The 23,279-nt window shown below is 45.1% G+C and carries 19 protein-coding genes; 10 read left to right on the top strand and 9 right to left on the bottom strand.

The window, feature by feature from the left end:
- The first annotated feature begins 112 nt into the window (after positions 1-112).
- On the top strand, positions 113-1,183 hold the full coding sequence (locus tag M3221_RS11870) for a nitric oxide synthase oxygenase (RefSeq protein WP_251271981.1): 1,071 nt from the start codon (positions 113-115) through the stop codon (positions 1,181-1,183).
- A gap of 87 nt (positions 1,184-1,270) precedes the next feature.
- Here the strand turns inward: M3221_RS11870 and mreBH are convergent, their stop codons facing one another.
- Complete coding sequence (gene mreBH / locus M3221_RS11865) at positions 1,271-2,278, bottom strand: rod-share determining protein MreBH (protein WP_251271980.1); 1,008 nt, start codon at positions 2,276-2,278, stop codon at positions 1,271-1,273.
- A 194-nt stretch (positions 2,279-2,472) separates the two neighbouring features.
- Positions 2,473-2,976, bottom strand: coding sequence for an acyl-CoA thioesterase (locus M3221_RS11860; RefSeq protein WP_242233804.1), 504 nt, complete (start codon positions 2,974-2,976; stop codon positions 2,473-2,475).
- A 153-nt stretch (positions 2,977-3,129) separates the two neighbouring features.
- On the opposite strand from M3221_RS11860, the gene argF reads away from it, so the two are divergent.
- Both argF and M3221_RS11850 read left to right on the top strand, forming a co-directional pair.
- Complete coding sequence (gene argF / locus M3221_RS11855) at positions 3,130-4,083, top strand: ornithine carbamoyltransferase (protein WP_251271979.1); 954 nt, start codon at positions 3,130-3,132, stop codon at positions 4,081-4,083.
- 235 nt (positions 4,084-4,318) lie between these two features.
- Positions 4,319-5,179, top strand: a complete 861-nt coding sequence (locus tag M3221_RS11850; RefSeq protein WP_251271978.1) for a LysR family transcriptional regulator — start codon at positions 4,319-4,321, stop codon at positions 5,177-5,179.
- 125 nt (positions 5,180-5,304) lie between these two features.
- Here the strand turns inward: M3221_RS11850 and M3221_RS11845 are convergent, their stop codons facing one another.
- Both M3221_RS11845 and gltB read right to left on the bottom strand, forming a co-directional pair.
- On the bottom strand, positions 5,305-6,783 hold the full coding sequence (locus M3221_RS11845; RefSeq protein WP_251271977.1) for a glutamate synthase subunit beta: 1,479 nt from the start codon (positions 6,781-6,783) through the stop codon (positions 5,305-5,307).
- Positions 6,784-6,800: 17 nt separating this feature from the next.
- The gene (gene gltB, locus M3221_RS11840) at positions 6,801-11,393 is read right to left on the bottom strand and encodes a glutamate synthase large subunit (RefSeq protein WP_251271976.1); all 4,593 of its coding nucleotides are present in this window, start codon (positions 11,391-11,393) and stop codon (positions 6,801-6,803) included.
- A 129-nt stretch (positions 11,394-11,522) separates the two neighbouring features.
- On the opposite strand from gltB, the gene M3221_RS11835 reads away from it, so the two are divergent.
- A complete protein-coding gene (locus M3221_RS11835; RefSeq protein WP_251271975.1) occupies positions 11,523-12,428 on the top strand; it encodes a LysR family transcriptional regulator in 906 nt (301 codons plus the stop codon).
- A 37-nt stretch (positions 12,429-12,465) separates the two neighbouring features.
- On the opposite strand, the gene M3221_RS11830 is transcribed toward M3221_RS11835, so the two are convergent.
- Both M3221_RS11830 and M3221_RS11825 read right to left on the bottom strand, forming a co-directional pair.
- Complete coding sequence (locus M3221_RS11830; protein WP_251271974.1) at positions 12,466-13,695, bottom strand: aminopeptidase; 1,230 nt, start codon at positions 13,693-13,695, stop codon at positions 12,466-12,468.
- Positions 13,696-13,749: 54 nt separating this feature from the next.
- Positions 13,750-14,196, bottom strand: coding sequence for an RrF2 family transcriptional regulator (locus M3221_RS11825; protein ID WP_242233797.1), 447 nt, complete (start codon positions 14,194-14,196; stop codon positions 13,750-13,752).
- Between the two features lie 166 nt (positions 14,197-14,362).
- Between M3221_RS11825 and hmpA the strand changes: the two genes are divergently transcribed.
- A complete protein-coding gene (hmpA, locus tag M3221_RS11820) occupies positions 14,363-15,562 on the top strand; it encodes an NO-inducible flavohemoprotein (RefSeq protein ID WP_251271973.1) in 1,200 nt (399 codons plus the stop codon).
- A gap of 42 nt (positions 15,563-15,604) precedes the next feature.
- On the opposite strand, the gene M3221_RS11815 is transcribed toward hmpA, so the two are convergent.
- On the bottom strand, positions 15,605-16,975 hold the full coding sequence (locus M3221_RS11815) for a putative bifunctional diguanylate cyclase/phosphodiesterase (RefSeq protein WP_251271972.1): 1,371 nt from the start codon (positions 16,973-16,975) through the stop codon (positions 15,605-15,607).
- A gap of 205 nt (positions 16,976-17,180) precedes the next feature.
- Between M3221_RS11815 and motA the strand changes: the two genes are divergently transcribed.
- The 4 genes from motA (at position 17,181) to M3221_RS11795 (ending at position 21,045) form a co-directional block, all read left to right on the top strand.
- Positions 17,181-17,984, top strand: a complete 804-nt coding sequence (gene motA, locus M3221_RS11810) for a flagellar motor stator protein MotA (protein ID WP_251271971.1) — start codon at positions 17,181-17,183, stop codon at positions 17,982-17,984.
- On the top strand, positions 17,971-18,732 hold the full coding sequence (gene motB, locus M3221_RS11805; RefSeq protein ID WP_251271970.1) for a flagellar motor protein MotB: 762 nt from the start codon (positions 17,971-17,973) through the stop codon (positions 18,730-18,732). Before motA ends, motB begins: the two co-directional genes overlap by 14 nt.
- A 278-nt stretch (positions 18,733-19,010) precedes the next feature.
- On the top strand, positions 19,011-19,529 hold the full coding sequence (locus M3221_RS11800) for a type 1 glutamine amidotransferase domain-containing protein (protein WP_251271969.1): 519 nt from the start codon (positions 19,011-19,013) through the stop codon (positions 19,527-19,529).
- 121 nt (positions 19,530-19,650) lie between these two features.
- A complete protein-coding gene (locus M3221_RS11795) occupies positions 19,651-21,045 on the top strand; it encodes a methyl-accepting chemotaxis protein (protein ID WP_251271968.1) in 1,395 nt (464 codons plus the stop codon).
- A 39-nt stretch (positions 21,046-21,084) separates the two neighbouring features.
- On the opposite strand, the gene M3221_RS11790 is transcribed toward M3221_RS11795, so the two are convergent.
- The gene (locus M3221_RS11790; RefSeq protein WP_251271967.1) at positions 21,085-21,306 is read right to left on the bottom strand and encodes a DUF1128 domain-containing protein; all 222 of its coding nucleotides are present in this window, start codon (positions 21,304-21,306) and stop codon (positions 21,085-21,087) included.
- 74 nt (positions 21,307-21,380) lie between these two features.
- Complete coding sequence (locus M3221_RS11785; protein WP_251271966.1) at positions 21,381-22,730, bottom strand: alanine/glycine:cation symporter family protein; 1,350 nt, start codon at positions 22,728-22,730, stop codon at positions 21,381-21,383.
- A 192-nt stretch (positions 22,731-22,922) separates the two neighbouring features.
- Between M3221_RS11785 and M3221_RS11780 the strand changes: the two genes are divergently transcribed.
- Entirely contained in the window at positions 22,923-23,276 is a 354-nt protein-coding gene (locus tag M3221_RS11780) for a hypothetical protein (RefSeq protein WP_242233788.1), read from the top strand.
- Positions 23,277-23,279 lie beyond the last annotated feature (3 nt).

The following is a 23,279-nucleotide window of genomic DNA, read 5'->3' as shown; positions in this document are numbered from 1 at the left end:
CTCCTTATTTAGATTATTGTCTAACTATCTAAATTATAACCGGCTGACACTAAATGTTCAAGGTCATAAAGCCCAAATACTGGTATAATTTTGATGAAGAGAGGGATCGAGCATGAACAAAACACGATGGCAGAAAGCAAAGCAATTTATTATCGACTTTTATCAGGAAACAAGTCGGCCGGGTGAGGAAGCGAAAGCGAGGCTCGAGCAGGTTTACCGTGAAATAGAAGAGTCGGGTACATATACACATACCTTTGAAGAATTGGAGTATGGGGCGAAACTTGCATGGCGGAACAGCAACCGCTGTATCGGCCGGCTGTTTTGGCAGACGCTCCATGTGTTTGATGAACGAACTGCCGAAACAGCGCTGGATGTGTTTCGTGCACTTGAGCGGCATGTTGTTTTTGCTCACAATGACGGTAAAATCCGGCCGGCTATTACGATTTTTCGGCCGGATCAGCAGGAACAAAAAATTCGAATTTGGAATCATCAGCTGCTTCGCTATGCGGGGTATGAACATGCCGGGGATCCACATTCCCGCACGCTGACCGAAAAGTGTGAGTCGCTCGGCTGGCGGGGAAAAGGAAGTGACTTTGATCTGCTGCCCTGGGTCGTCCAAATCGGCAGCAATCCTCCCGTCTGGCAGGATGTTCCTAAAAAATGCCGGGTGGAAGTGAACCTTGTCCATCCGGACATTCTGTCTTTTAAAGAATTGGAGCTTAAATGGTACGCGGTTCCAGTCATTTCAGATATGCGGCTTGAGATTGGCGGTATCGACTACCAAGCTGCGCCGTTTAATGGCTGGTATATGGGTACAGAAATCGGTGCGCGTAATTTGGCTGATGAAAACCGGTACAACCGGCTGCCAGCTGTAGCAGACGTGATCGGCCTGGACACGCAGTATGCTTCTTCTTTATGGAAAGACCGGGCTCTTGTAGAGCTGAATGTTGCCGTTCTTCACTCGTTTAAACAAGCCGGGGTTACCATTGTCGATCATCATACGGCAGCGAGACAGCACCGCATCTTTGAACAAAACGAAGAAGCAGCCGGCAGAAGGGCAACTGGAGACTGGACATGGCTCATTCCGCCCGTATCTCCTGCTGCCACTCATATTTTCCATCGCACCTATGATAATACGATTCTGTCACCAAACTTTTTTTATCAGGCCGCTCCTTACCAATAAAGGATGGACAGCTTGTACCGAATAGGCCGAACGCGAAACAACACGTTTAAACAAAACAGGCTGCCGAATACGGCAGCCTGTTTTTGATTATGACGTTACTTTTTGTAATTTTTTGAGGACATGAAGCGAGCGTCCTGTTCCAATTGCTACGGATTCAAGCGGATTTGGCGCTAAATGAACCGGCACGATAATTTCTTCTGCCAGCCATTCCTGAAGGCCATTTAAAAGCGAGCCGCCGCCGCTGATCACAACGCCGCGGTCGACAATGTCGCCGCTCAGCTCTGGAGGGGAAGATTCAAGTGTAACACGGATCGTTTCCAGGATAGCCAGAAGCGATTCGCGCAGTGCTTTTTGAATCTCATAAGAGCTGACACGTACTGTTTTTGGAAGGCCGGTTACAAGATCACGGCCGCGCACATCCATATGAAGTTCATTGTGCTCAACCGGCGCATAGCCGATTTCTATTTTTACTTTTTCCGCTGTTCGTTCACCAATTAACAAATTATATTCCTTGCGAATATATTGAATGATGTCTTCGTCCAGTTTATCACCAGCAAGGCGGATTGAATTGCATGAAACAACACCGCCGTACGAAATAATCGCTACTTCTGTTGTCCCGCCGCCGATATCAACAATCAAATTCGCAATGGGCTCTTCTACCGGAAGGTCCGCACCGATTGCGGCTGCGACCGGTTCTTCAATCAAGTGCACCGTTTTGGCACCGCTTGATTTAATGGCATCTTGAATCGCCCGGCGTTCTACACCTGTTGCGCCAGATGGTGTACAAACCACAACCGTTGGCTTGCGGATCGTGAATCCAGCCGCTTTTCCTGCTTTTTTCATCAATTCTTTTAACATTTCAGAAGTTACATCAAAGTCAGCAATTACTCCATCTTTCATCGGGCGCACTGCGGCAATCCGCCCAGGGGTTTTTCCGATCATTTCTTTGGCGTCCGCGCCAACCGCAAGTACTTTTTTCGTATCCATATCAAGGGCTACAACGGAAGGTTCATTTAAAATGATGCCTTTGTCTTTGCTGTAAACGAGCAAATTTGCTGTGCCCAAATCAATACCGATTTCAGCTTGTCCCAACATAGTATCCATTCCTCCAAACGGCATTTTTTCGCCTGCGCCCATTATAAGAAAGAAGGGAAACACCCGTACATGGGACAAAAAGATGAATCTTTGTATATTACAGTCATGACAATAAAAAAAGCCGCTCTTACAGGGGGAAAGAGCGGTCTTGTTACGAAAACTTAAATTTTGTTACGAAAAAGAGGGTACAAAGGTCATACCTTTTTAAAAAAGGCAGCTAGTTCTTTACTATGATCTTTTCTGGATTTCCGATGAGCGGCCCGGGCAGGTGCTGTTTCAAACAGCCATTTTTCTTCTTCCGTCTCCGGTATAACCTCGCCGACTTCCACGGGCTTGCCGTTTTGATCAATCGCGACAAATGTCAAAAAAGAAAGAGCCGCCACTTCTTTGTCACCTGTAATGAGATTTTCAGAGGTTACCCGGACGAAAACTTCCATACTCGAACGGCCTGTATACGTAACCATGGCCATCAGTGTAACTGTATCGCCTACTTTAATCGGCCGTATAAAGTCAACAGAGTCCGTAGAAGCAGTGACAGTCGGATTGCGTGCAAAGCGTGTTGCGGAAATAGAAGCCACGTCATCAATATGAGCCATTAATTTTCCGCCGAATAGTGTACCGTAATAGTTCGTATCCGGCGGGAATACTTGAGCGGATTTTACCGTGATCGTATCTTGCATTCGTGTTTTTTTTCTCATCCTTTATCACCTTTTCCTTCCGTAAAGAGTATACATGAAGAGAAAGTTTTTAGAAAGAAAAGCAAAAAAAATTGGCAAATAGGTTGTATTTTAATTCTGTATAGTGTATAAATATAAATATAACAACGGTGACGGCACGTCGGGGTGACCTTTATGATCACGATAGAAAAAGTAAAAGAACTCGATTTAAAAGGAAAAGATTTCTTGAAACTTCTCGATTTCAGCGCAGAAGAAGTAGAAGCATTGATCGTTCTGGCTGACGATATGAAAAAACGAAAAGAAGCTTATTTTGATGCTTTAAAAGGACAGATTCTCGGTATGATTTTCGAGAAAAATTCCACTAGAACACGTGTCTCATTTGAAGCAGCCATTCTTCAGCTTGGCGGCAACGGCATGTTTTTAAGCTCAGACCAGCTGCAAATTGGCCGCGGTGAAACCATTGAAGACACGGGTAAAGTGTTATCAGGATACCTGGATGGGATTATGATCCGTACGCACGGCCATGACCGAATCGAAAAGCTGGCAGAAGCAGCATCGGTTCCGGTTATTAACGGGCTGACGGATTTATACCACCCATGCCAGGCGCTGGCTGATTTATTGACGGTATATGAGCTTAAAGGAAGCTTTAAAGGCAGCAAAATGGTGTATATCGGCGACGGCAATAACGTTGCTCACTCTCTAATGATTGGCGCTGTAATGATGGGCATGGACTTTGCTTTAGCAGCACCGAAAGGGTACGAAGCAGACAGTACAGTCATTCAAAAAACAAAGGAAATTGCCGCTCAAACAGGCGCAGTCGTTACCTTTACAGAAGATCCGGCTGAAGCTGTGCAGGGAGCCGATTTTATTTACACGGATGTCTGGACCAGTATGGGGCAGGAAGAAGAGTCTGCTCTTCGATTGGAAGCTTTTGCGCCGTATCAGGTGAACGAAGCACTGCTCGCCCAGGCGAACCCAGAATGCAAGTTTATGCATTGCCTGCCAGCGCATCGCGGGGAAGAAGTGTCTGCCGGCGTGATGGACGGAGAAGCGTCTGTCGTGTTCCAGCAAGCTGAAAACCGCATGCATGCTCAAAAAGCAGTTTTGTACAGCTTAATGAAAAAATAAACACATCTCTTGTTCAGCGGTTATCGGAGAACGGCTGGACGCAACGAGATACTTACTTTCAGCTGTTATTGGAGAATAGCTGATCCCTTTAAAACAAAACAAAGCATTCAGATGTCATTGGAGGACATCTGAATGCTTTTTGTTTGCCTTCAATTCCCTTTTTCCTTCTCAATCATGCTAAAATAGAAACAGCTAATAAAAAGTGAAAAGCAATCACGTATGATGGTGGGCGGATATGGAACAAAAATTAAAGGTTTTTTTAACTGTAGTAAAGCATATGAACTTTTCAAGAGCAGCAGAAGAGCTGTTTATCACCCAGCCGGCTGTAAGCCAGTATATTAAGTCGTTTGAGGATGAGCTTGGCATTAAATTAATTGACCGAACGAACAAAAAAATCCGTTTGACGAAAGCAGGCAGCCTTGTTGCTTATTATGGCGGGGAAATTTCTACGCTAAATGATAAGATGAAGCAGGCAGTAGAGGATTTAGCCGGTGAAGTAAAGGGGAAGCTCGCCGTTGGCGCAAGCTATTCGTTTGGGGAATACATTTTGCCGCACATTGTAGCGGATTTCCTCAATAAGTTTCCGTCTGTTGATCCCTATATTACGATTGGGAACACGCAGGAAATTGCCGAAAAGGTCATCCATAATGAAATTGACCTTGGCGTTGTGGAAGGAACAGTGGCTTCAGACAAGCTGATTGCTGAAAAAATTGCCTCCGATAAAATGTACGTGATCAAGGGGAAAAAAGAAAACAGTGAAAAACGTGTTCATTTAAATGAAGAAACATGGATTGTCAGAGAGCAGGGGTCTGGCACAAGAGAAGCATTTGACTGGTTTGCCGCTAAAAACGGCATTCGGCCGGCTAAGATTTTAGAATTTGGCAGCACGCAGATTATTAAAGAAGCAGTTGAAGCAGGACTGGGAGTGGCTCTTTTGTCGGAATGGACGATTCGAAATGAGCTGGAGCTTGAGAAGCTGAAGATTGTAGGCGGCGGGAATTTGTATTATGAGCGGAATTTTTATGCGATCATTCCAGATGCCCCTTTTATGACGAAAACAGCAGAAACCTTTTTACACTATTTAAGACGGGACTAGCGGGAGCTGGTTCTTTTTTTATGCACATGTACGGCTCATATAATCGCTGTGACAGCGTAAAGAAGGGCTCTCCTATTCTGTAAATGAAAAAGCTGCCTCTCGTAAGAGGCAGCTTGGAGAGCTGATTAAGGAAGCTTTGTTTCACCCATAAGGAAGCGATCTGCTTCACGTGCAGCTTCGCGCCCTTCATGAATCGCCCAAACAACAAGGCTTTGTCCACGGCGCATATCGCCGGCCGCAAAAATGCCTTCTTCGTTTGTTGTGTATTTGCCGTATTTCGCAAGTACAGTATTGCGTGCTGTTGTATCTACACCGAAGTGGGAAGCAAGCGGCATGTCTGTTCCGCTGAAGCCAATTGCTACAAGCACAAGCTCAACAGGCCACACTTGCTCACTGCCAGGAATTTCTTCCATTGTATAGCTGCCATCTTCAAGATACGTTTTTTCCATACGAACCGTATGAAGTTCTTTTAATTTGCCATGTTCATCCGCTACAAACTTTGTTGTCGCAATCAAATATTCACGGGGGTCTTCACCGTAAACAGCAGCTGCTTCTGCATACGCGTAATCCAATTCAAATACATTTGGATACTGTGGCCACGGGTTGTTTTTAGTGCGTCTCACAGGCTGAGCTTCGTGCTTGCCGAATTGAACAACGCTTTTAGCGCCTTGGCGAATCGCTGTTGCCACACAGTCAGCACCTGTATCACCACCGCCAATTACGATGACGTTTTTGCCTTCTGCAGAGATTACCCCTTCCTCAGACTCATTTAACAAGCCTTTAATGCTTCTTGTTAAATAATCCATCGCAAGGTAAATACCTTCTGAGTCACGGCCTTCGATCACGATGTCACGGTGTGTTTGCGCGCCCGCACAAAGAATCACTGCATCGTATTCTTCTTTCAGCTGTTCTTTTGTAATATCTTTACCGATTGTTGTGTTCACAACAAATTCAATGCCTTCATTTTTGAGCAGGTTAACGCGGCGTTCAACCGTTTCTTTTTCAAGTTTCATAGAAGGAATACCATACATAAGCAAGCCGCCGATACGATCGTCGCGCTCAAATACCGTTACAAGATGGCCGGCTTTGTTCAGCTGGTCTGCTGCGGCAAGGCCGGCAGGACCAGAACCAACAACAGCTACACGTTTGCCAGTACGGCGTTTAGGTGGATTTGGTGTAATCCAGCCTTCTTCAAATCCTTTGTCGATAATCGCTTTTTCAATCGATTTAATCGCAACGGCAGGATCTGTAATCGCGACTGTACAAGATCCTTCACACGGAGCAGGGCAGACACGGCCCGTGAACTCTGGGAAGTTATTTGTTTTCAGCAAACGATCCAGCGCTTCTTTCCAGCGGCCGCGGTATACAAGATCATTCCACTCTGGAATCAAATTGTAAAGCGGACATCCGGACGGTGTACCTCCGATCATCTGGCCAGTGTGGCAGAAAGGAGTCCCGCAGTCCATGCAGCGGGCTCCTTGAATTTGCAGTTCTTTTTCCGGAAGCTTTGTCGTATATTCTCTCCAGTCTTTTATCCGTTCAGCCGGGTTGCGCCCTGGAGCTGTTTTGCGTTCATATTCGATAAAACCGGTAGCTTTCCCCATCAATTCATTCTCCTTTCTTACGCGTTCTCAACGACTGGCATTTTTTTCTCTGTAAATGCTGCGTACTTCGCATCAGCCGTTTTCATTCCTTGCTGTTCATAGTAAGAAATAGATTTCATCATTTCTTTGTATTCGTAAGGGATAACCCGGATAAAGTGGTGTTTCTCCGTTTCCCAATTTTCAAGAATAGAAGCGGCAATCGGACTGCCTGTCCATTGTAGATGACGTGTAATCAATGTTTTTAATTCGTTTTCTTCTTGTAAGCTGTCCAATGATTCTGTCAGAACCATTTCACGGTTGACGCGGCTTTCAGCACGATCACGTTCTGGAGCGTACAGGTAAGCAATACCGCCGGACATACCAGCTGCAAAGTTGCGGCCAGTTGGACCAAGAATCACAACACGTCCGCCTGTCATGTACTCACAGCCGTGATCCGTTACGCCTTCCACGACAATATCGGCACCGCTGTTACGAACAGCAAAACGTGTTCCGGCACGGCCGTTAATAAAGGCTTCACCGCTTGTTGCACCGTATAAGTTTACGTTTCCGCAAATAGCATGTTCATGCGGCACAAGGTTTGCATCGCTGTGTGGACGAACAACAAGGCGTCCGCCTGAAAGACCTTTACCGAAGTAATCGTTCGCGTCTCCATTTACTGTAAACGTCAAACCTTTTGGAAGGAAAGCGCCAAAGCTTTGTCCAGCCGAGCCGTTGAATGTGAATTGAACGGTATTGTCTGGAAGACCTTCCGCACCGTGTGCGAGTGTTACAGCGGAACCGGTAATCGTACCAGCCGCACGATCGGTATTGATAATATCAAATTCAGCCGCAACGGCTTCTTTGTTTTCGAGCGCTGGGCGAACAGCGTCTAATAGAAGACGGCGATCAATCGTACGGTCCAGCTTGTAATCTTGATCTGTTGTTTTATATTGTTTTTGGCCCGGCTTAAGCGGCGTCATGTAAAGAAGAGGGAACAGATCCAAGTATTTCGCTTTCGGATGCTGATCTTTTCTTGCATGCGGCTTTAATACCTGTTTTTGGCCAATCATTTCATCAATTGTACGGAAGCCAAGCTCAGCCATCAATTCGCGGATTTCGCGTCCCACGAACGTCAAGTAGTTCACTACGTGGTCGGCATCACCCATGAATTTTTCACGCAGTGCCGGGTTTTGTGTCGCAACCCCAACTGGGCATGTATCCATATGGCATACGCGCATCATCACACAGCCAAGAACAACAAGTGGAGCTGTTGCAAAACCGAATTCCTCGGCACCAAGAAGGGCAGCAATCACTACATCACGGCCGTTCATAAGCTTTCCGTCTGTTTCAAGTGTTACTTTTTCACGCAAACCGTTCATAAGAAGAGTCTGGTGTGTTTCAGCCAAGCCGATTTCCCACGGAAGGCCGGTGTGCTTAATACTTGTTTTCGGCGAAGCACCTGTACCGCCTTCGTAGCCGCTGACAAGAATAACATCTGCCAAGCCTTTTGCAACACCGGCTGCAATTGTACCGACACCTGTTTTGGCTACCAGCTTCACGTTGATACGCGCTTTATGGTTCGCATTTTTCAAGTCATAAATAAGCTGCGCCAAGTCCTCGATTGAATAAATATCATGGTGAGGAGGAGGAGAAATCAAGCCGACACCTGGTGTAGAACCGCGTGTTTCCGCGATCCATGGATATACCTTTTTACCAGGCAGATGGCCGCCTTCACCCGGCTTCGCGCCTTGGGCCATTTTAATTTGAATCTCAGATGCTGTATTTAAATACTCGCTTGTTACACCGAAACGGCCGGAAGCAACCTGCTTAATCGCACTTGAACGGATATCACCGTTTGCATCTGGTGTATAGCGGTCTGAATCCTCGCCGCCTTCACCGCTGTTGCTTTTTCCGCCCAGGCGGTTCAAGGCAATAGCCAGTGATTCATGGGCTTCTTTACTAATAGAACCATAAGACATGGCACCGGACTTAAACCGTTTAAAGATGCTTTCAAGTGGTTCAACTTCATCGAGCGGAACCGATGGACGGGCAGTGAAATCTAAATCCAGCAATCCACGAAGGAACATAATATTTTCTTCGTTTACAAGCTCTGAGTATTCTTTATAAAGCTCGTAGTTATTTGTTCGTGCCGCATGCTGGAGCATGTGGATCGTTTTTGGATTGAAGGCGTGCTTTTCACCTGTGCGTCTCCATTGGAATTCACCGCTTGAATCAAGAGTCGGATCTGTGAATTCACCTTTACCGAACGCGTCGTGGTGGCGGGCAAGCGTTTCTTGAAGTACCACATCAAGCGTAATACCGCTTAGCGCTGATGTCGTGCCTGTAAAGTATGTTTCAATTACTTCGTGTCCAATACCGACTGCTTCAAAAATTTGTGCACCGCGGTAACTTTGAACAGTAGAAATTCCCATTTTCGCCATTACTTTAATGATGCCGCTTGTTGCTGCATAGTTGTAGTTTTTCTCAGCTTCTTCTGTTGTCATGCCTGGAATTGTTCCGTCTGCTACCATTGAGCGGAGGGAAGCAATCGCAAGATATGGGTAAATCGCATCTGCGCCGTAGCCGATCAAGCAGCAGAATTGGTGTACGTCACGTGCTTCTGCTGTATCAAGCACAAGGCTGACATTTGTGCGGCGCCCATTTTTGATTAAATGCTGATGAATACCGCTCACAGCAAGAAGGGCAGGGACCGCTGCTTGTTTGCTTGTTACGCCTCGGTCTGACAAGATCAGAATAGATGCGCCACTTTCAATTGCTGCATCTGCCTGTTTATACAAAGCTGTCATTGTATCGGCCAAATCTACTTTTTCTTTCGTATTAAATAGAAGAGAAAGAGTAGCTGTTTGGAATGCAGGATTTTGATTGTGCACGATTTTATTCCATTCTTTTTCGCCAAGAATCGGTGTTTCTAAGCGAATACGACGGCTGTTTTCGGCTGAAGGAGCCAAAATGTTTCCTTCGTTGCCAAGAAGCGTCATCATGGATACAACGTTATCTTCGCGAATCGCATCGATTGGCGGGTTCGTTACTTGTGCGAACAGCTGTTTAAAATAGTTGTATAAAAGCTGTGGACGCTCAGACAAAACAGCAAGCGGTGCGTCATAGCCCATTGAACCGATTGGATCGGTTTTTTCTGTCGCCATTGGTGCAATTTGTTTTGTCAGCTCATCGAACGTGTAGCCGAATGCTTTATGAAGGTTCAGCATTTCTTTTTCAGTAAAAGCTTCTTCCTTTGCAACAGACGCATCTTCAAGGTCTGTAATGTGCACTAGGTTTTGATCAAGCCATTCACGGTAAGGCTCTGCTGTTGTGATTTCCTGCTTGATTTCTTCGTCAGAAACAATGCGTCCTTCCTCTAAATCAACAAGCAGCATTTCACCAGCGCTGACTGTTTCTTTTTTCACGATGCGCTTTTCATCTACTTCAATCGTACCTACTTCAGATGAGTAGATGATATGATCGTCATCTGTTACATAGTAACGAGCCGGGCGCAAGCCATTACGGTCAAGGATTGTACCGATTTTGCGTCCATCTGTGAAAGAAATAGAGGTTGGTCCGTCCCATGGCTCCATTAAGCAGCTGTGATATTCATAAAAAGCAAGCTTCGGATCTGCCATATGCTGATCACGGTCCCACGGTTCCGGAATCAGCATCATCGCTGCATGCGGAAGGGAGCGGCCTGAAAGTGTTAAAAATTCGATGGCGTTATCAAGCATTGCCGAGTCACTGCCGTTTGTATCGATAATTGGCAGAAGGTCTTTGTATTGATCGCCAAACAGTTTAGAATAGCCGGCTTTCTCACGCGACTGCATCCAGCTTACATTTCCGCGGTTTGTATTAATTTCACCGTTATGAATTAAATAGCGGTACGGATGCGCACGTTCCCAGCTTGGGAATGTGTTTGTACTAAAACGCGAGTGAACAAGGGAAAAAGCAGATTGATAGTCTTCTTTTGCCAGATCAACATAATACTGATCGATTTGTTCAGGCGTCAGCATTCCTTTATAAATAATGGTCCGTGTTGAAAAGCTTGGGATGTAGAATGAGCCTTTTACATCCGGGTTATTTCCGATCTCATTTTCAATACGTTTTCTCATTACATAAAGCGCACGTTCAAAATCTTTTTCTGTTTCGTGCTTTTTGCTTTTTTCGACAAATAGCTGCATCACATAGGGAGCGATCACAAGCGCTTCTGGTCCAGCTGCTTCCGGGTTAACCGGAACGTCACGCCAGCCAAGCAATTTTAAGCCTTCTTCGTGAAGAATTAATTCTGTTTCTACTTGAATTTGCTCACGTTCTTTTTCGTTTTGTGGCAAAAAGAACATACCGACTGCATAATCATATGGAGCAGGTAACGTAATGTTTAAATTTTCGCACTCTTTACGGAAGAAATCATCGCAGATTTGCAGCATAATTCCTGCACCATCGCCAGTTGTTCCGTTTAAGTTTCCGCCGCGGTGTTCCAAACGGCAAAGCATATGAATACCATCCTGCACAATTTTGTGGGATGGACGACCTTTTATATTTGCAATAAAACCGATACCGCAGGCATCATGTTCATTTTTTGGATCATATAAGCCCTGTTTTTCTGGGTAACCGTATAGATTCATGTTGTGCACCTCCGCGTTCAAATCATCTTTCTCTGTTATATTTATTGTAGGGTTCAGAAATGATACAATCAATATATTATTAATAAGTTATTGATCTCAAAATGATATGAGTCAGGAGTGTGGATGAAAATGGAAATGAGACAAGTGAAATACTTCATGGAAGTGGCGCGCCAGGAACATATGACTGAAGCCGCTTTTCATCTGCATGTTGCGCAGTCTGCTGTCAGCCGCCAAATTGCCAAGCTTGAAGATGAACTTGGCGTTGAGCTTTTTTTGCGCGAAGGACGCAGCGTCCGCCTGACCCATGCAGGGCGTATTTTTTACGACCATGCTCTTGTAGCGATGGAAGCGATGGATAAAGCAGTAAAAGCAATTGAAGATTATTTAAACCCGGAAGCCGGCAAAATCCGCCTTGGTTTTCCGAATTCCTTAGCCACAAAAACATTGCCCCGTGTCATTTCTGCTTTTCGAAATCAATACTCGGATGTTGGCTTTGATTTTAAACAAGGCTCCAACCGGGAACTGCGTGAACGCGTGGAAAAGGGGGAAATCGACCTTGCCTTTGTATCACCTGTTCCGGAGCCGACGGCTGAAATCAACACACATGTTTTTTTCTCTGAGCACATGAGAGCCCTTATTCCGACTCACCATCGCTTAGCTAAGCAGTCATCGATTAATCTTCGTGACTTGATGGACGATCAGTTTGTCTTGTTTCGTACAGGATATGATATGCGGGCACTTGTGCTTGATGCATGCAGAAAAGTAAATTTTGAACCGTCTGTGGCTTTTGAAAGTGAGGATATTTACACGATTAAAGGGTTAGTGGAAGCAGGGCTTGGTGTGAGTCTTCTGCCGGAAACACTGCTGATTGACCAAACACCGGTAGGGACTGTCAGTATTCCGGTCAGCGTGCCGCGTGTGACCCGGACTGTAGGAGTCATTATGACAAAATCAAGGATGCTGCCGCCGTCTGAAAAGCTGTTTTATGAATTTTTGATTAAATACTATAACCGGTTAAACGAATTTAGCTTTTGAAAAAGATCCCGAGAACCTCGGGATCTTTTTTTAGCCGTTATGCCCAGTTGCCGTTGCGGAAAACCGCTTCACGTGTGCCGTCTGCTTTAATACCATCAATATTCATTTCAGCAGAACCGATCATAAAATCAACGTGAGTGATACTTGTGTTTAAACCGTTTTTCTCGAGCTCCTCCTGCGACATTTCCTTGCCGCCTTCAATACAAAATGCATATGCACTGCCGATAGCCAGGTGGTTGGATGCATTTTCATCGAAAAGCGTGTTGAAAAACAGGATGCCTGCATTGGAAATAGGGGAGTCATGAGGGACAAGTGCCACCTCTCCAAGATAATGTGAACCTTCATCTGTATCGATCAGCTGCTTTAATACTTCTTCACCCTGCTCGGCCGATACATCCACGATTCGTCCATCCTTAAACGTAACTGTAAAGCCATCAATAATATTACCCGCATAGCTGAGCGGCTTTGTTGCTTTTACGTATCCGTTCACACCGGTTTTAACCGGGACTGTGAAAACTTCTTCGGTCGGCATATTCGCCATGAAGCTATGGCCCTGCTCATTTATACTGCCGGCACCGACCCATAGGTGCGTATCTGGCAGATCAATCGTTAAGTCTGTGCCGGGCGCAGTATAATGAAGCGTTTTAAAATGCTGCTTGTTTAACTCTGTGACTTTTTCTACAAGGCGGTCATCATGATCTTTCCAGGATTGAACAGCATCCTCATGATCCGCACGTACCGCTTTGAAAATGGCGTCCCATAGGGCTGGAACCCGTTCTTCCTTTGGAAGATCCTCAAATACTTTATCAGCCCAATCCTGTGAAGGAGCTGCGATGACCGTCCAGCTTACTTTGTCTGACTGAATGTATTCGCGGTACTTTTTCATCGCTGTGCCGGCCGCTTTCTGATAAGCCGCAATCCGTTTTCCATCGACGCCTTTTAACAAGTCCGGTCCGGACGAGACGATCGACATAAAAGCAGCGCCTTCTTCCGCAAGTGATTCCATCATTTGTTTGTTCCATGCTGGAAACTCATGAAAAGCCTCTTCCGGTGCAAGCGTGTATTTTAATCTGGATACTGTGTCATCGCTCCAGTCCACATATACGTGCTTGGCGCTTGCCTGGTAAGCTTTTTCTACGATTAAGCGGACAAGCTGTGCTGAATCAATAGCCGCACGCACAACGAGTGTTTGTCCTGGCTGAATATTTACGCCGGTTGTAACTGCAAGCTGCGCGTAATTTTGGAGCTGTTCCTCGAAATTTTTCATCGATATTCTCCTTTGTTTATGTAATATAGCCAGTTTACCAAAAAAGGTGATTTTTCACATAATAGAAGCGTCGGATTCCAAAAAGATACGGAGCATATCCTTGTCTGCTAAAAAGTCATTTAGGGTATAACGATCCAGTACGGCAAGAAAGGCCTGCAATGCTTCTGCAAATACGTGGCGCAATCCGCAAATTGGAGTGATCGAGCAGCGGCCGGGATCAACAAAGCATTCAACAATGTGAAAATCATCCTCGGTTTTCCGGACAACTTCACCAATATTAATATCAGAAGGTTTTTTTGCCAGGCGGATACCGCCATTTCGCCCCCGAATTGTTTCGATATAGCCAAGCTTGCCTAATTCATGCGTCACTTTCATTAAATGGTTTTTTGAAATATTATACGCATCGGCAATTTCTTTTATATTAGATAGTTCTCCTTCTTCTTTTGCTCCCAGAAAAACAAGCATGCGAAGCGAGTAGTCTGTATAAAGAGTTAGTTTCATCGTTCTCACCTGTCCTATAGGTCTATTATGTCATGTAAGAAGAAATTTGTGCAATTGTGAACGTTTTTTTAAACATACTTTTTAAATATTGTTTTTCAGAGGCAGGTGGCGTATAAATAAGATGTATTATAAATGTATCTTTTAAAAAGACCCAGGGGGAATTATTGTGCTATCACAAAAAACAATCGATATCGTTAAATCAACTGCTCCTATTTTAGAAACACACGGTGTTGAAATCACAACTTATTTCTATAGAACGATGTTTGAAGCTCACCCCGAGCTGCTCAATATTTTTAATCATGCCAACCAGTCAAAAGGACGTCAGCAAACGGCTTTGGCCAATACGGTTTATGCAGCAGCCAAGTACATTGATCAGCTTGAAGTACTGCTTCCGGCTGTTAAACAAATTGCCCACAAGCATCGCAGTCTTGCCATCAAGGCCGAACATTATCCGATTGTAGGGGAATATTTACTGAAGGCGATCAAAGGCGTGCTTGGTGAAGCGGCGACAGACGACATCATTAACGCATGGGCAGAAGCATACGGGGTTATTGCTCAAATATTTATCGATGTAGAAAAAGAAATGTATGACCAAGCAGAACTGCAGGAGCATGGCTGGAAGGATTTTAAAGAGTTTGTGATTCAAAGAAAAGTAAAAGAAAGCTCATTGATTACTTCCTTCTATTTAAAAGCAAAAGACGGCGAGCCTGTGCCGGCTTATCTGCCAGGACAGTATATTACGATTCGGACATCCATCCCTGGAGAAGAGTTTTTAGTGAACCGCCAATACAGCTTGTCACAAGCACCTGGGTCCCATTCTTTCCGTATTTCTGTCAAACGGGAGGCCGATTACAATCCGGAAGGGAAAGTATCTGTTTACCTTCATGACCAGCTGCAAGAAGGCGATACATTGGAAGTCAGTGCGCCAGCCGGTGATTTTTATTTAGAACAAGGCACACAGCCTGTGGCGCTTATTGCGGGCGGAGTAGGGATCACACCGATGATGGCAATGCTTGGCTCGATTGCACAAAATGAACCAGACCGGAAAACGGTTCTGATTCAAGCGGCACGAAACAAAGAGGCGCGTGCATTTGAAGAAGAAGCGGCGGAACAAATAAATCGTCTTTCCAATGGAAAGATGTACGTGGCTTATGAAGAGAAAAAAAATGAGTCGGATGTATGTGATGTAACCGGCTATATTAGTAAAAGCTTTTTACAAGATGTTCTTGATCCGAAAAGCATCTGCTACGTATGCGGTCCGGTGCCGTTTATGCAAGCTGTCATTCGCCATTTAACCGAGCTTGGCTTTAACGAGCAAAATATCAAATATGAATTTTTCGGGCCGGCAATGGCCTTGCAGGCATAATGAAAAAGCCGCAGCTTCCAACGTGGAAGCTGCGGCTTTTTTTTAGGAACCATATTTTTTTTCCGTAAAATAAGCATCCAAAACATCAGGAAGCTCAGGCCGGCTGATCAAATAACCTTGAATGGAGTCGCAGCCAAGCCTTTGCAGCACGTTGAGCTGCTCTTGTTTTTCCACGCCTTCTGCCGTAACGGACAACCCGAATAAGTTTGCCAGCTGAATAATCATTTCAACAAGTGCTTTGTCTTCAAACGAAGTATGAACTTCGTTAATAAAAGACTTGTCGATTTTAAGTGTATCAATTGGAAGGTTTTTCAAATGCGTCAGTGATGAAACACCTGTTCCAAAATCGTCCAGTGAAATCGTGATACCTTCTTTTTTCAGCAGAGTGATAATACGGCAGGCATTTTGAAAGTCTTCCATCACTGCTGTTTCCGTTATTTCCAGTTCAAGAAACCGGGCATCCAGCTTACAGTCATGAAGAATATCACGAATCATTTCGGGCAGCCGGTCTGATAAAAACAGCGGTGCAGAAATATTAACAGCCACTCGTTGAAACGTATGATTCGTTTCTGACCATTTTTTCATCTGACGGCAGGCTTCCTGTAAGATCCATTTTGTTAAATCGAAGATAAATCCGTTTTTTTCAGCAACCGGAATAAATAAAGCGGGTGATACTGTACCGTGAACCGGGCTGTTCCAGCGAATAAGTGCTTCAACAGAATCGGCCTTTCCACTGTGAATGCTCAATTTAGGCTGATAACACAAGAAAAATTCGCCGTTTTGAAGAGCGCTTCGGAAGCTCATAGCCAGCTGAAGTTCAAGGTCCTGCCGTTGAAAAGAGGTATTATACAGCACAAGATTGTTTTTTCCATGGTGCTTTACATGGCGCAGAGCCCGCTCAGCATGAAGCAAAAGCGTGTGGCCGTTCCTTCCATCCTCGGGAGCCAGGGCGACACCTGCTGAAAAAGTAAGATGAACCGGAGCGCCGGAAATATAAAATGGACTTTGCAGGGAAAGAAACTGGTCAGCAAGCATCGTCTGAATTTCCTCGCGGCTGTATGTGCCGGGTATAGCGAGCGCGAATTTATTTCCTTCAATACGGGCAGCGAGGCTATGGGCAGGAGCGGAAAACGCAAGTCGCTCTGAAAACTCAACCAAAACATTGTCGCCGCTTTCATAGCCGTATTTTTCATTGATCCAATTGAAATTATCAAGATCAATGACCACAACGGCAATTGGGAGATTGAGCGGTGTAGTCCGGGCTTCGATAAACTGTTCGAGGCTGCGGCGGTTTGGAAGGTTTGTTAATAAGTCTGTCCGCTTTCGGTGAAAAGCATATTTTTTACGCTGGAATCTAAACAAAATGAGTAAAATAACGACAAACGCAAAGAAAAGAAAGAATGATAGATTCATAAGTGAAAACCTCATATAAATAAGTTGATTGAGATTAGTTTAGCAAAAGGATGTAAAGCTGGTGCTAAAGTTTTATTAAGTTTAGCCTAAAAAGAATGCCAGTGTAACACTTCTGTCATTCTTTTTCTTTGTCGAAACGTGTAAACTATGGCTGAACCTGCCGATATAAAGATAAAAGTATATGGAAGTAAGGAGCTAATGTATTGTGGATAAAACATCTCTTGTTGGTATTATTCTAGCTTTTATTGCCGTCGGAGTCGGCATGGTCGCCAAAGGAGTCAGCCCCGCTGTTTTAATAAACCCGGCCGCATTTTTAATTATTGTTCTTGGAACAGTGGCAGCTGTGACAATTGCTTTTCCCGGTTCAGAATTGAAAAAAGTGCCAAAGCTGTTCGGTATTTTATTTAAGGACCAAAAAAGAATGACTCCGCAGGAAGTGATCGGCTTGTTCACAAGCTGGGCGGAGCTTGCCCGTAAAGAAGGATTGTTATCTCTTGAAACAAAAATGAACGATATTGAAGATGATTTTTTGAAAAATGGCATGAACCTTGCAGTAGATGGACAGAGCGCAGATTATATCCGCGATGTATTAAGTGAAGAAATCGCCGCGATGGAAGACCGCCATACAGCGGGTGCCGCTATTTTTACACAGGCGGGCACGTACGCACCGACACTTGGAGTGCTGGGGGCAGTAGTCGGCTTGATTGCCGCGCTTGGCAACATGAGCGACACAGATGCGCTCGGCCATGCCATTTCTGCTGCATTCGTGGCAACGCTGCTTGGTATTTTTACAGGGTACGTGTTATGGCATCCATTTGCAAATAAGCTAAAGCGAAAATCATCACTTGAAGCGAAAACAAAAGAAATGATGATTGAAGGCATTCTCTCGATTCTAGAGGGAGAAGCGCCGCGCGTTCTGGAACAAAAGCTTGCTTCCTACCTGCCTGCGGATGAAAAGAAAAAACTATTAAATGCCGATGGAGGGGGATTAGGAGATGGCCAAGCGTAAACGTCATAAAAAGCATGAAGATCATGTAGATGAATCGTGGCTCATCCCGTATGCGGACTTGCTGACACTCCTCCTCGCTCTTTTTATCGTTTTGTTTGCAAGCAGCTCCATGGACGTGCAAAAATTTCAAGCCATTGCCTCCGCTTTTAATAATGAGCTTGAAGGAGGCAGCGGTGTTCTTGATTTTCCAAGCCCCGTTTCTGATCCATCGATGACAGAAACGGAAGAACAAGAGGAAAACCTAAAGGCAGCTGATAAAGAAGAGCTCAAGGAAATGCAGAAAAAAATGACCGATTATATAAAAGAAAATAACCTTGAGGACAAAGTAGAAACAGCACTTAATGGCGAAGGGCTTCTGCTTCGTATTCGGGATAATGTTTTATTTAGTTCCGGTGACGCAGAAATCCAGCCGGATCAACTTGCGAGCGCCCGCGATATTTCAAAATTGCTTGTCATGGATACGCCGCGCAGCATTATTATCAGCGGTCACACAGACAATATGCCGATCAAAACCGCTCAGTTTGATTCGAACTGGGAGCTGAGTGCGATGCGGGCTGTGAACTTTATGAAGGAAATCTTAAAAAATAACCAGCTTGATCCGCGGCTTTTCAGTGCGAAAGGCTATGGTGAATACCAGCCGATCGCGTCGAACGATACGGCTGAAGGACGGGCTCAAAACCGCCGCGTCGAAATTTTAATTTTGCCGCAGGGTGAAACGGAGCAATCCATAAGTTCTTCGGCAGAATAACAGAAAGAGCCTCGCTCTTTCTCTCAGGCTGCCTGCAAACGCTCGCTTTCGGCGTCACTTGCCGTCTGTGAATGCTCATGACCCGAAAAAGGTCACTCCGCTTCCCAGCCGGCGGCGTTCGGGGAAAGTCAGACGTTTTCAATCAGCCTGCTTTCTTACTTTGTCTACACTCTCACAGAAAGAGCCTCGCTCTTTCTGTTTTTTGTTTAAAGAAAATCGGGCAGGGTAAACCTAAAGCGTAAATCATTTGAACCAGTGTAATCGGAAAGGAGCACGTTATGAGTAAAAAAATTGCCGTACTTATTACAGACATGTTTGAGGATGTAGAATACACAGAACCTGCTAAAGCATTCCAGGAAGCCGGCCATGAACTGATAACAATTGAAAAAGAAGCAGGGAAAACAGTTAAAGGAAAACAGGGCGAAGCATCCATTTCGATTGATAAAGGGATCGATGAAGTCACTTCCTCCGACTTCGATGCCCTGTTGCTGCCAGGCGGCTTTTCCCCGGATCAGCTGCGTGCAGATGACCGCTTTGTACAATTTACAAAAGAGTTTATGGACGCAAAAAAACCTGTTTTTGCGATTTGCCATGGACCACAGCTGCTGATCACAGCGAAATCACTTGAAGGACGCGATGTGACAGGGTACAAATCCATTCAAGTTGATATGGAATACGCCGGGGCAAAGGTTCAGGACAAGGAAGTGGTGGTCTGTCAAAACCAGCTTGTCACAAGCCGCCAGCCAGACGATATTCCGGCATTTAACCGTGAATCTTTAAAATTATTGTCCTCGTAAAAAGAAAAGCCGCTTAAGCGGCTTTTTTTTTCGGGAAAAATGGTCGTTTTTTTAAAAGTAAAATGTATAATAGGTTATAAGAACTATTATATTTTACTTATTTTTAAGGGAGTGAGAAAAAATGAAAAGCTTACGTGGAAAGCTTTTTGTCAGTTTTGGTTTATTAATCGCCTTGGCATTAATCATCTCAGCTGTAAACTTTATAGCCATCTCAAGCTTAAATCAGAATACAGAAAATCTTCTTTCCGAGACGCTGCCGCCGCTGCTTGAAGGCGGAGATGTTTCATCACAAAGTATCAAGCAAATAGCAGAAGAAAGTGAAAGCGTTATCGATTTTGGGCAGCGTTCTATGGCTATCAGTTTGATTTTAGGTGCTGCTGCCTTACTTATTGGCATTATTCTGGCTTGGGGAAGTGTACGTTCGATTATTCGTCCCCTCAAAGAGGCGGCCCAGCGAATGAATGACATGGCAGCCGGCCGTATTCATCGTGAGCCGCTTCACTCCGATGCAGACGATGAAGTCGGCCAGCTTGTACTGGCCATTAATGAAATGAATGAACAGATCGGCTCGATTTTTTCACGGATTAAAAACGTGTCTGGTAAAGTAGAAGAAGAAAGCACCGTGCTGCATGAACAATCAGGCCGCGTCCAGCAGGAAACAAGCCAGATTGCGGCAATGATGGAGCAAATGTCCGCTGGAGCAGAAGAGCAGGCGCGCTCTGCTACTGCCTTAACAGAAATGTTTGGTAAGTTTGTAGAGGATATTTCCATCGCGGCAATGAGCGGTGAGGATGTCAGACAGGGAGCAGCCGAAATGGTTTCTTTAACGGATGAAGGCGAGCAGGAAATGAAGCAGTCAGTTGAGCATATGAATACCATATACCAAAACATGACAGACGCCCTTCGAAAAGTAAAAGGGCTTGATACCCGGATGAAAGATATTACAGAGCTTGTCAGCATTATCCGTCAGGTAGCAGAACAAACCAATCTGCTTGCCTTAAATGCAGCGATCGAAGCTGCACGGGCAGGGGAGCATGGCCGTGGGTTTGCAATTGTAGCGGATGAAGTAAGAAAACTGGCTGAACAGGTAGCCCAATCGATTACCGGTATCAACTCGATTATTGCCAGTGTTCAGCAGGAGTCTGCCGAAGTGGTGGTAACGCTTGAAGGCGGCTACGAGCTTGTCGCGGAAGGAACGAACCAGATTACGGGCACCGGCGATAAATTTACTGCAATGAAAGAACGCATTAGTCAGTTAAGCACCAATGTGGCTTCAATCTCAGATTCGCTTTATGTGATTATGGATCACACTGCAAAAGTGAATCAATCCATTTCGAGTATTGCCGCTGTTTCTCAAGAGTCAGCAGCAGGCATTGAAGAAGCAGCAGCCAGTGTTCAGCAGACAAACCAGTCGGTAGAAGCCATTTCTTCTATTGCTGCGCAGCTCGATAAACACGCCAATGAGCTTGGTGATTCAATGAAGCAATTTCAAACCGACGAGAACAGGGACCAGTAAATAATAAAAACACCCGCTCTAAGGAAGCGGGTGTTTTTATTATTTACGCAAGTTTCCAAGTTCTTCGGCAATTGCCTGCATTTCACTCGGGCTAAAAGACTGCTTGCGGACCACTAATTCATAGATATCCTTTAAATCGTCATAGGAAGAAGTGCTGAAATGCTCAGGGCTGATTGCACCCGTGTTTACCATTCGCAATTTCGTTGTGATTTCATCAACCATATACTGAATATTTTCTGCTGATTTTTTGCTTAAATCCAAGACGTCGTCACCTTTTTCATTTTTAACCATCATTCCACGTTTTAGGAAGGTTGTCAATAAAGGAAAAGAAAAGCTTAAACAATATCCTTCTCTTCGCGTATTTTCTTTAAAATAATTCGTGTTTCTGAAACGACAACCCCGGAAAGAGCCAGAACGCCGATTAAATTTGGCAATGCCATTAAGCCATTCATAATGTCCGAAAACGTCCAAACAAGATCAAGGCTCGCTACCGCTCCAACAAAGGCAGCGAACACAAAAGCAGTCCGATAATAAGGAATGATTTTTTTGCTGAATAAATAGGTGCAGCATTTCTCGCCGTAATAAGACCAGCCGATAATCGTGGCGGAAGCGAAAAACAGCAAGCCGACGGCGACCACATAAGAACCGGCAGAGCCAAGAAAAGTATTAAAGGAAGCGGTAGTCAATTCACTTCCATGCAGGCCGCTGTCATACTGGCCCGCTAACACAATCGTCAGTCCAGTAATCGAACAAATAACAATTGTATCAATAAATACCTGCGTCATGGAAACAAGCGCCTGGCGTGCTGGAAAATCGGTTTTGGCTGCAGCCGCCGCAATCGAAGCAGAACCAAGACCCGCTTCATTAGAGAAAACACCCCGGGCCACACCATAGCGTATCACGGTGCCAAGAGCACCGCCCGCAGCTGCGTCTCCTGTAAAAGCATCCGCCAGAATCAAGGAAAGCGCTGCTGGAATTTGTTCTGCGTTTATCAATAAAACGATCAAGCCGGCAAGTACATAAAAAACAGCCATAAAAGGAATAAAAAAGGAAGTAACCCGTCCAATGCTTTGAATGCCGCCAAGGAGGACCAGGCCTGTGAAAAGCATCAGTGCGAGACCGGTTCCCCAATTCGGTATATGAAAAACAGACCGGACGACTCCGGAGACGGAATTGGCCTGAACAAGGTTGCCGATACCGAAAGCGGCAATGGCGCCAAAAGCAGCAAACAAAACACCGAGCCATCTTTGGCCAAGCCCGTGTTCAAGATAGTACATCGGGCCGCCGGACATTTCACCGTTTTCGTCCTGCACCCGGTATTTAACCGCGAGAACGGCTTCTGCATACTTTGTAGCCATTCCGAAAAAAGCGCTGATCCACATCCAAAAAAGAGCGCCTGGCCCGCCTATTAATATAGCGCTGGCTACACCTACAATATTTCCGGTGCCGATTGTAGCGGCCAGCGCTGTCATTAAAGCCTCGAAATGAGAGATGTCTCCCTCTGAGTCAGAATCCTGGCTTTTACTGAATGCCAGCTTAAGGGAATAAGGAAGCAGCCGTATTTGCAAAAAGCCGATACGCAAAGTGAGGTAAATACCGGTAAGGGTGATTAAAATTAACAGAGGCAGGCCCCAGATAAATGAGCTGATGCGGCTAAGTATCTCTAAAAGGCTGTCTTGTCCCATTTCAGACCTCCATTTCTTTTTTTTTGAGACCCATTTGGAAATCAGCTGGCCGGCTAATGGATTTATTTTTTATGAATATGCGTTTTAATCTTTTTTATTAAGGGAAAAGCTTGAACATCGAAAAGGAAAACTGGCTTGGCAAGCCGAATACTTTAAAATGCTGAGACAAAGAAAAGAAAGGATGATCATTCAATGGGTAAAGGTAAATTTTTCATTAGTGTAGCAGCAGGAGCTGCAATTGGAGGCGCGATCGCATTATTAGACAGCAGAACACGCCAGGAAATGGCTTCTTGGACAAGTTATGTTATTGCACTCGCAAAAGATCCAGAACAGCTGACAACATCATCACGTGAGCTGATTGACCGCGCAACAGAAACAGCACAAAAGATTAATGAAGACGTTTCTTTCATTAAAGGCAAGGTGGATGACTTAAAAGAGCTGACACCAGAGGTGAAGGATCTTGTCGAAGAAACAAAATCTACCTTTGTGCCCCAAGAGCAGGGACCAGCTGCTTCGTCACCAAGTGCAACTAACCCGACGTTATAACGG

Source organism: Domibacillus indicus (genome assembly GCF_023715895.1).
In the GTDB taxonomy this organism is placed as follows: Bacteria; Bacillota; Bacilli; order Bacillales; family Domibacillaceae; genus Domibacillus; species Domibacillus indicus_A.
Note: the sequence above shows the minus strand (reverse complement) of the source record. Positions and strands in the feature narration are given on the sequence as shown.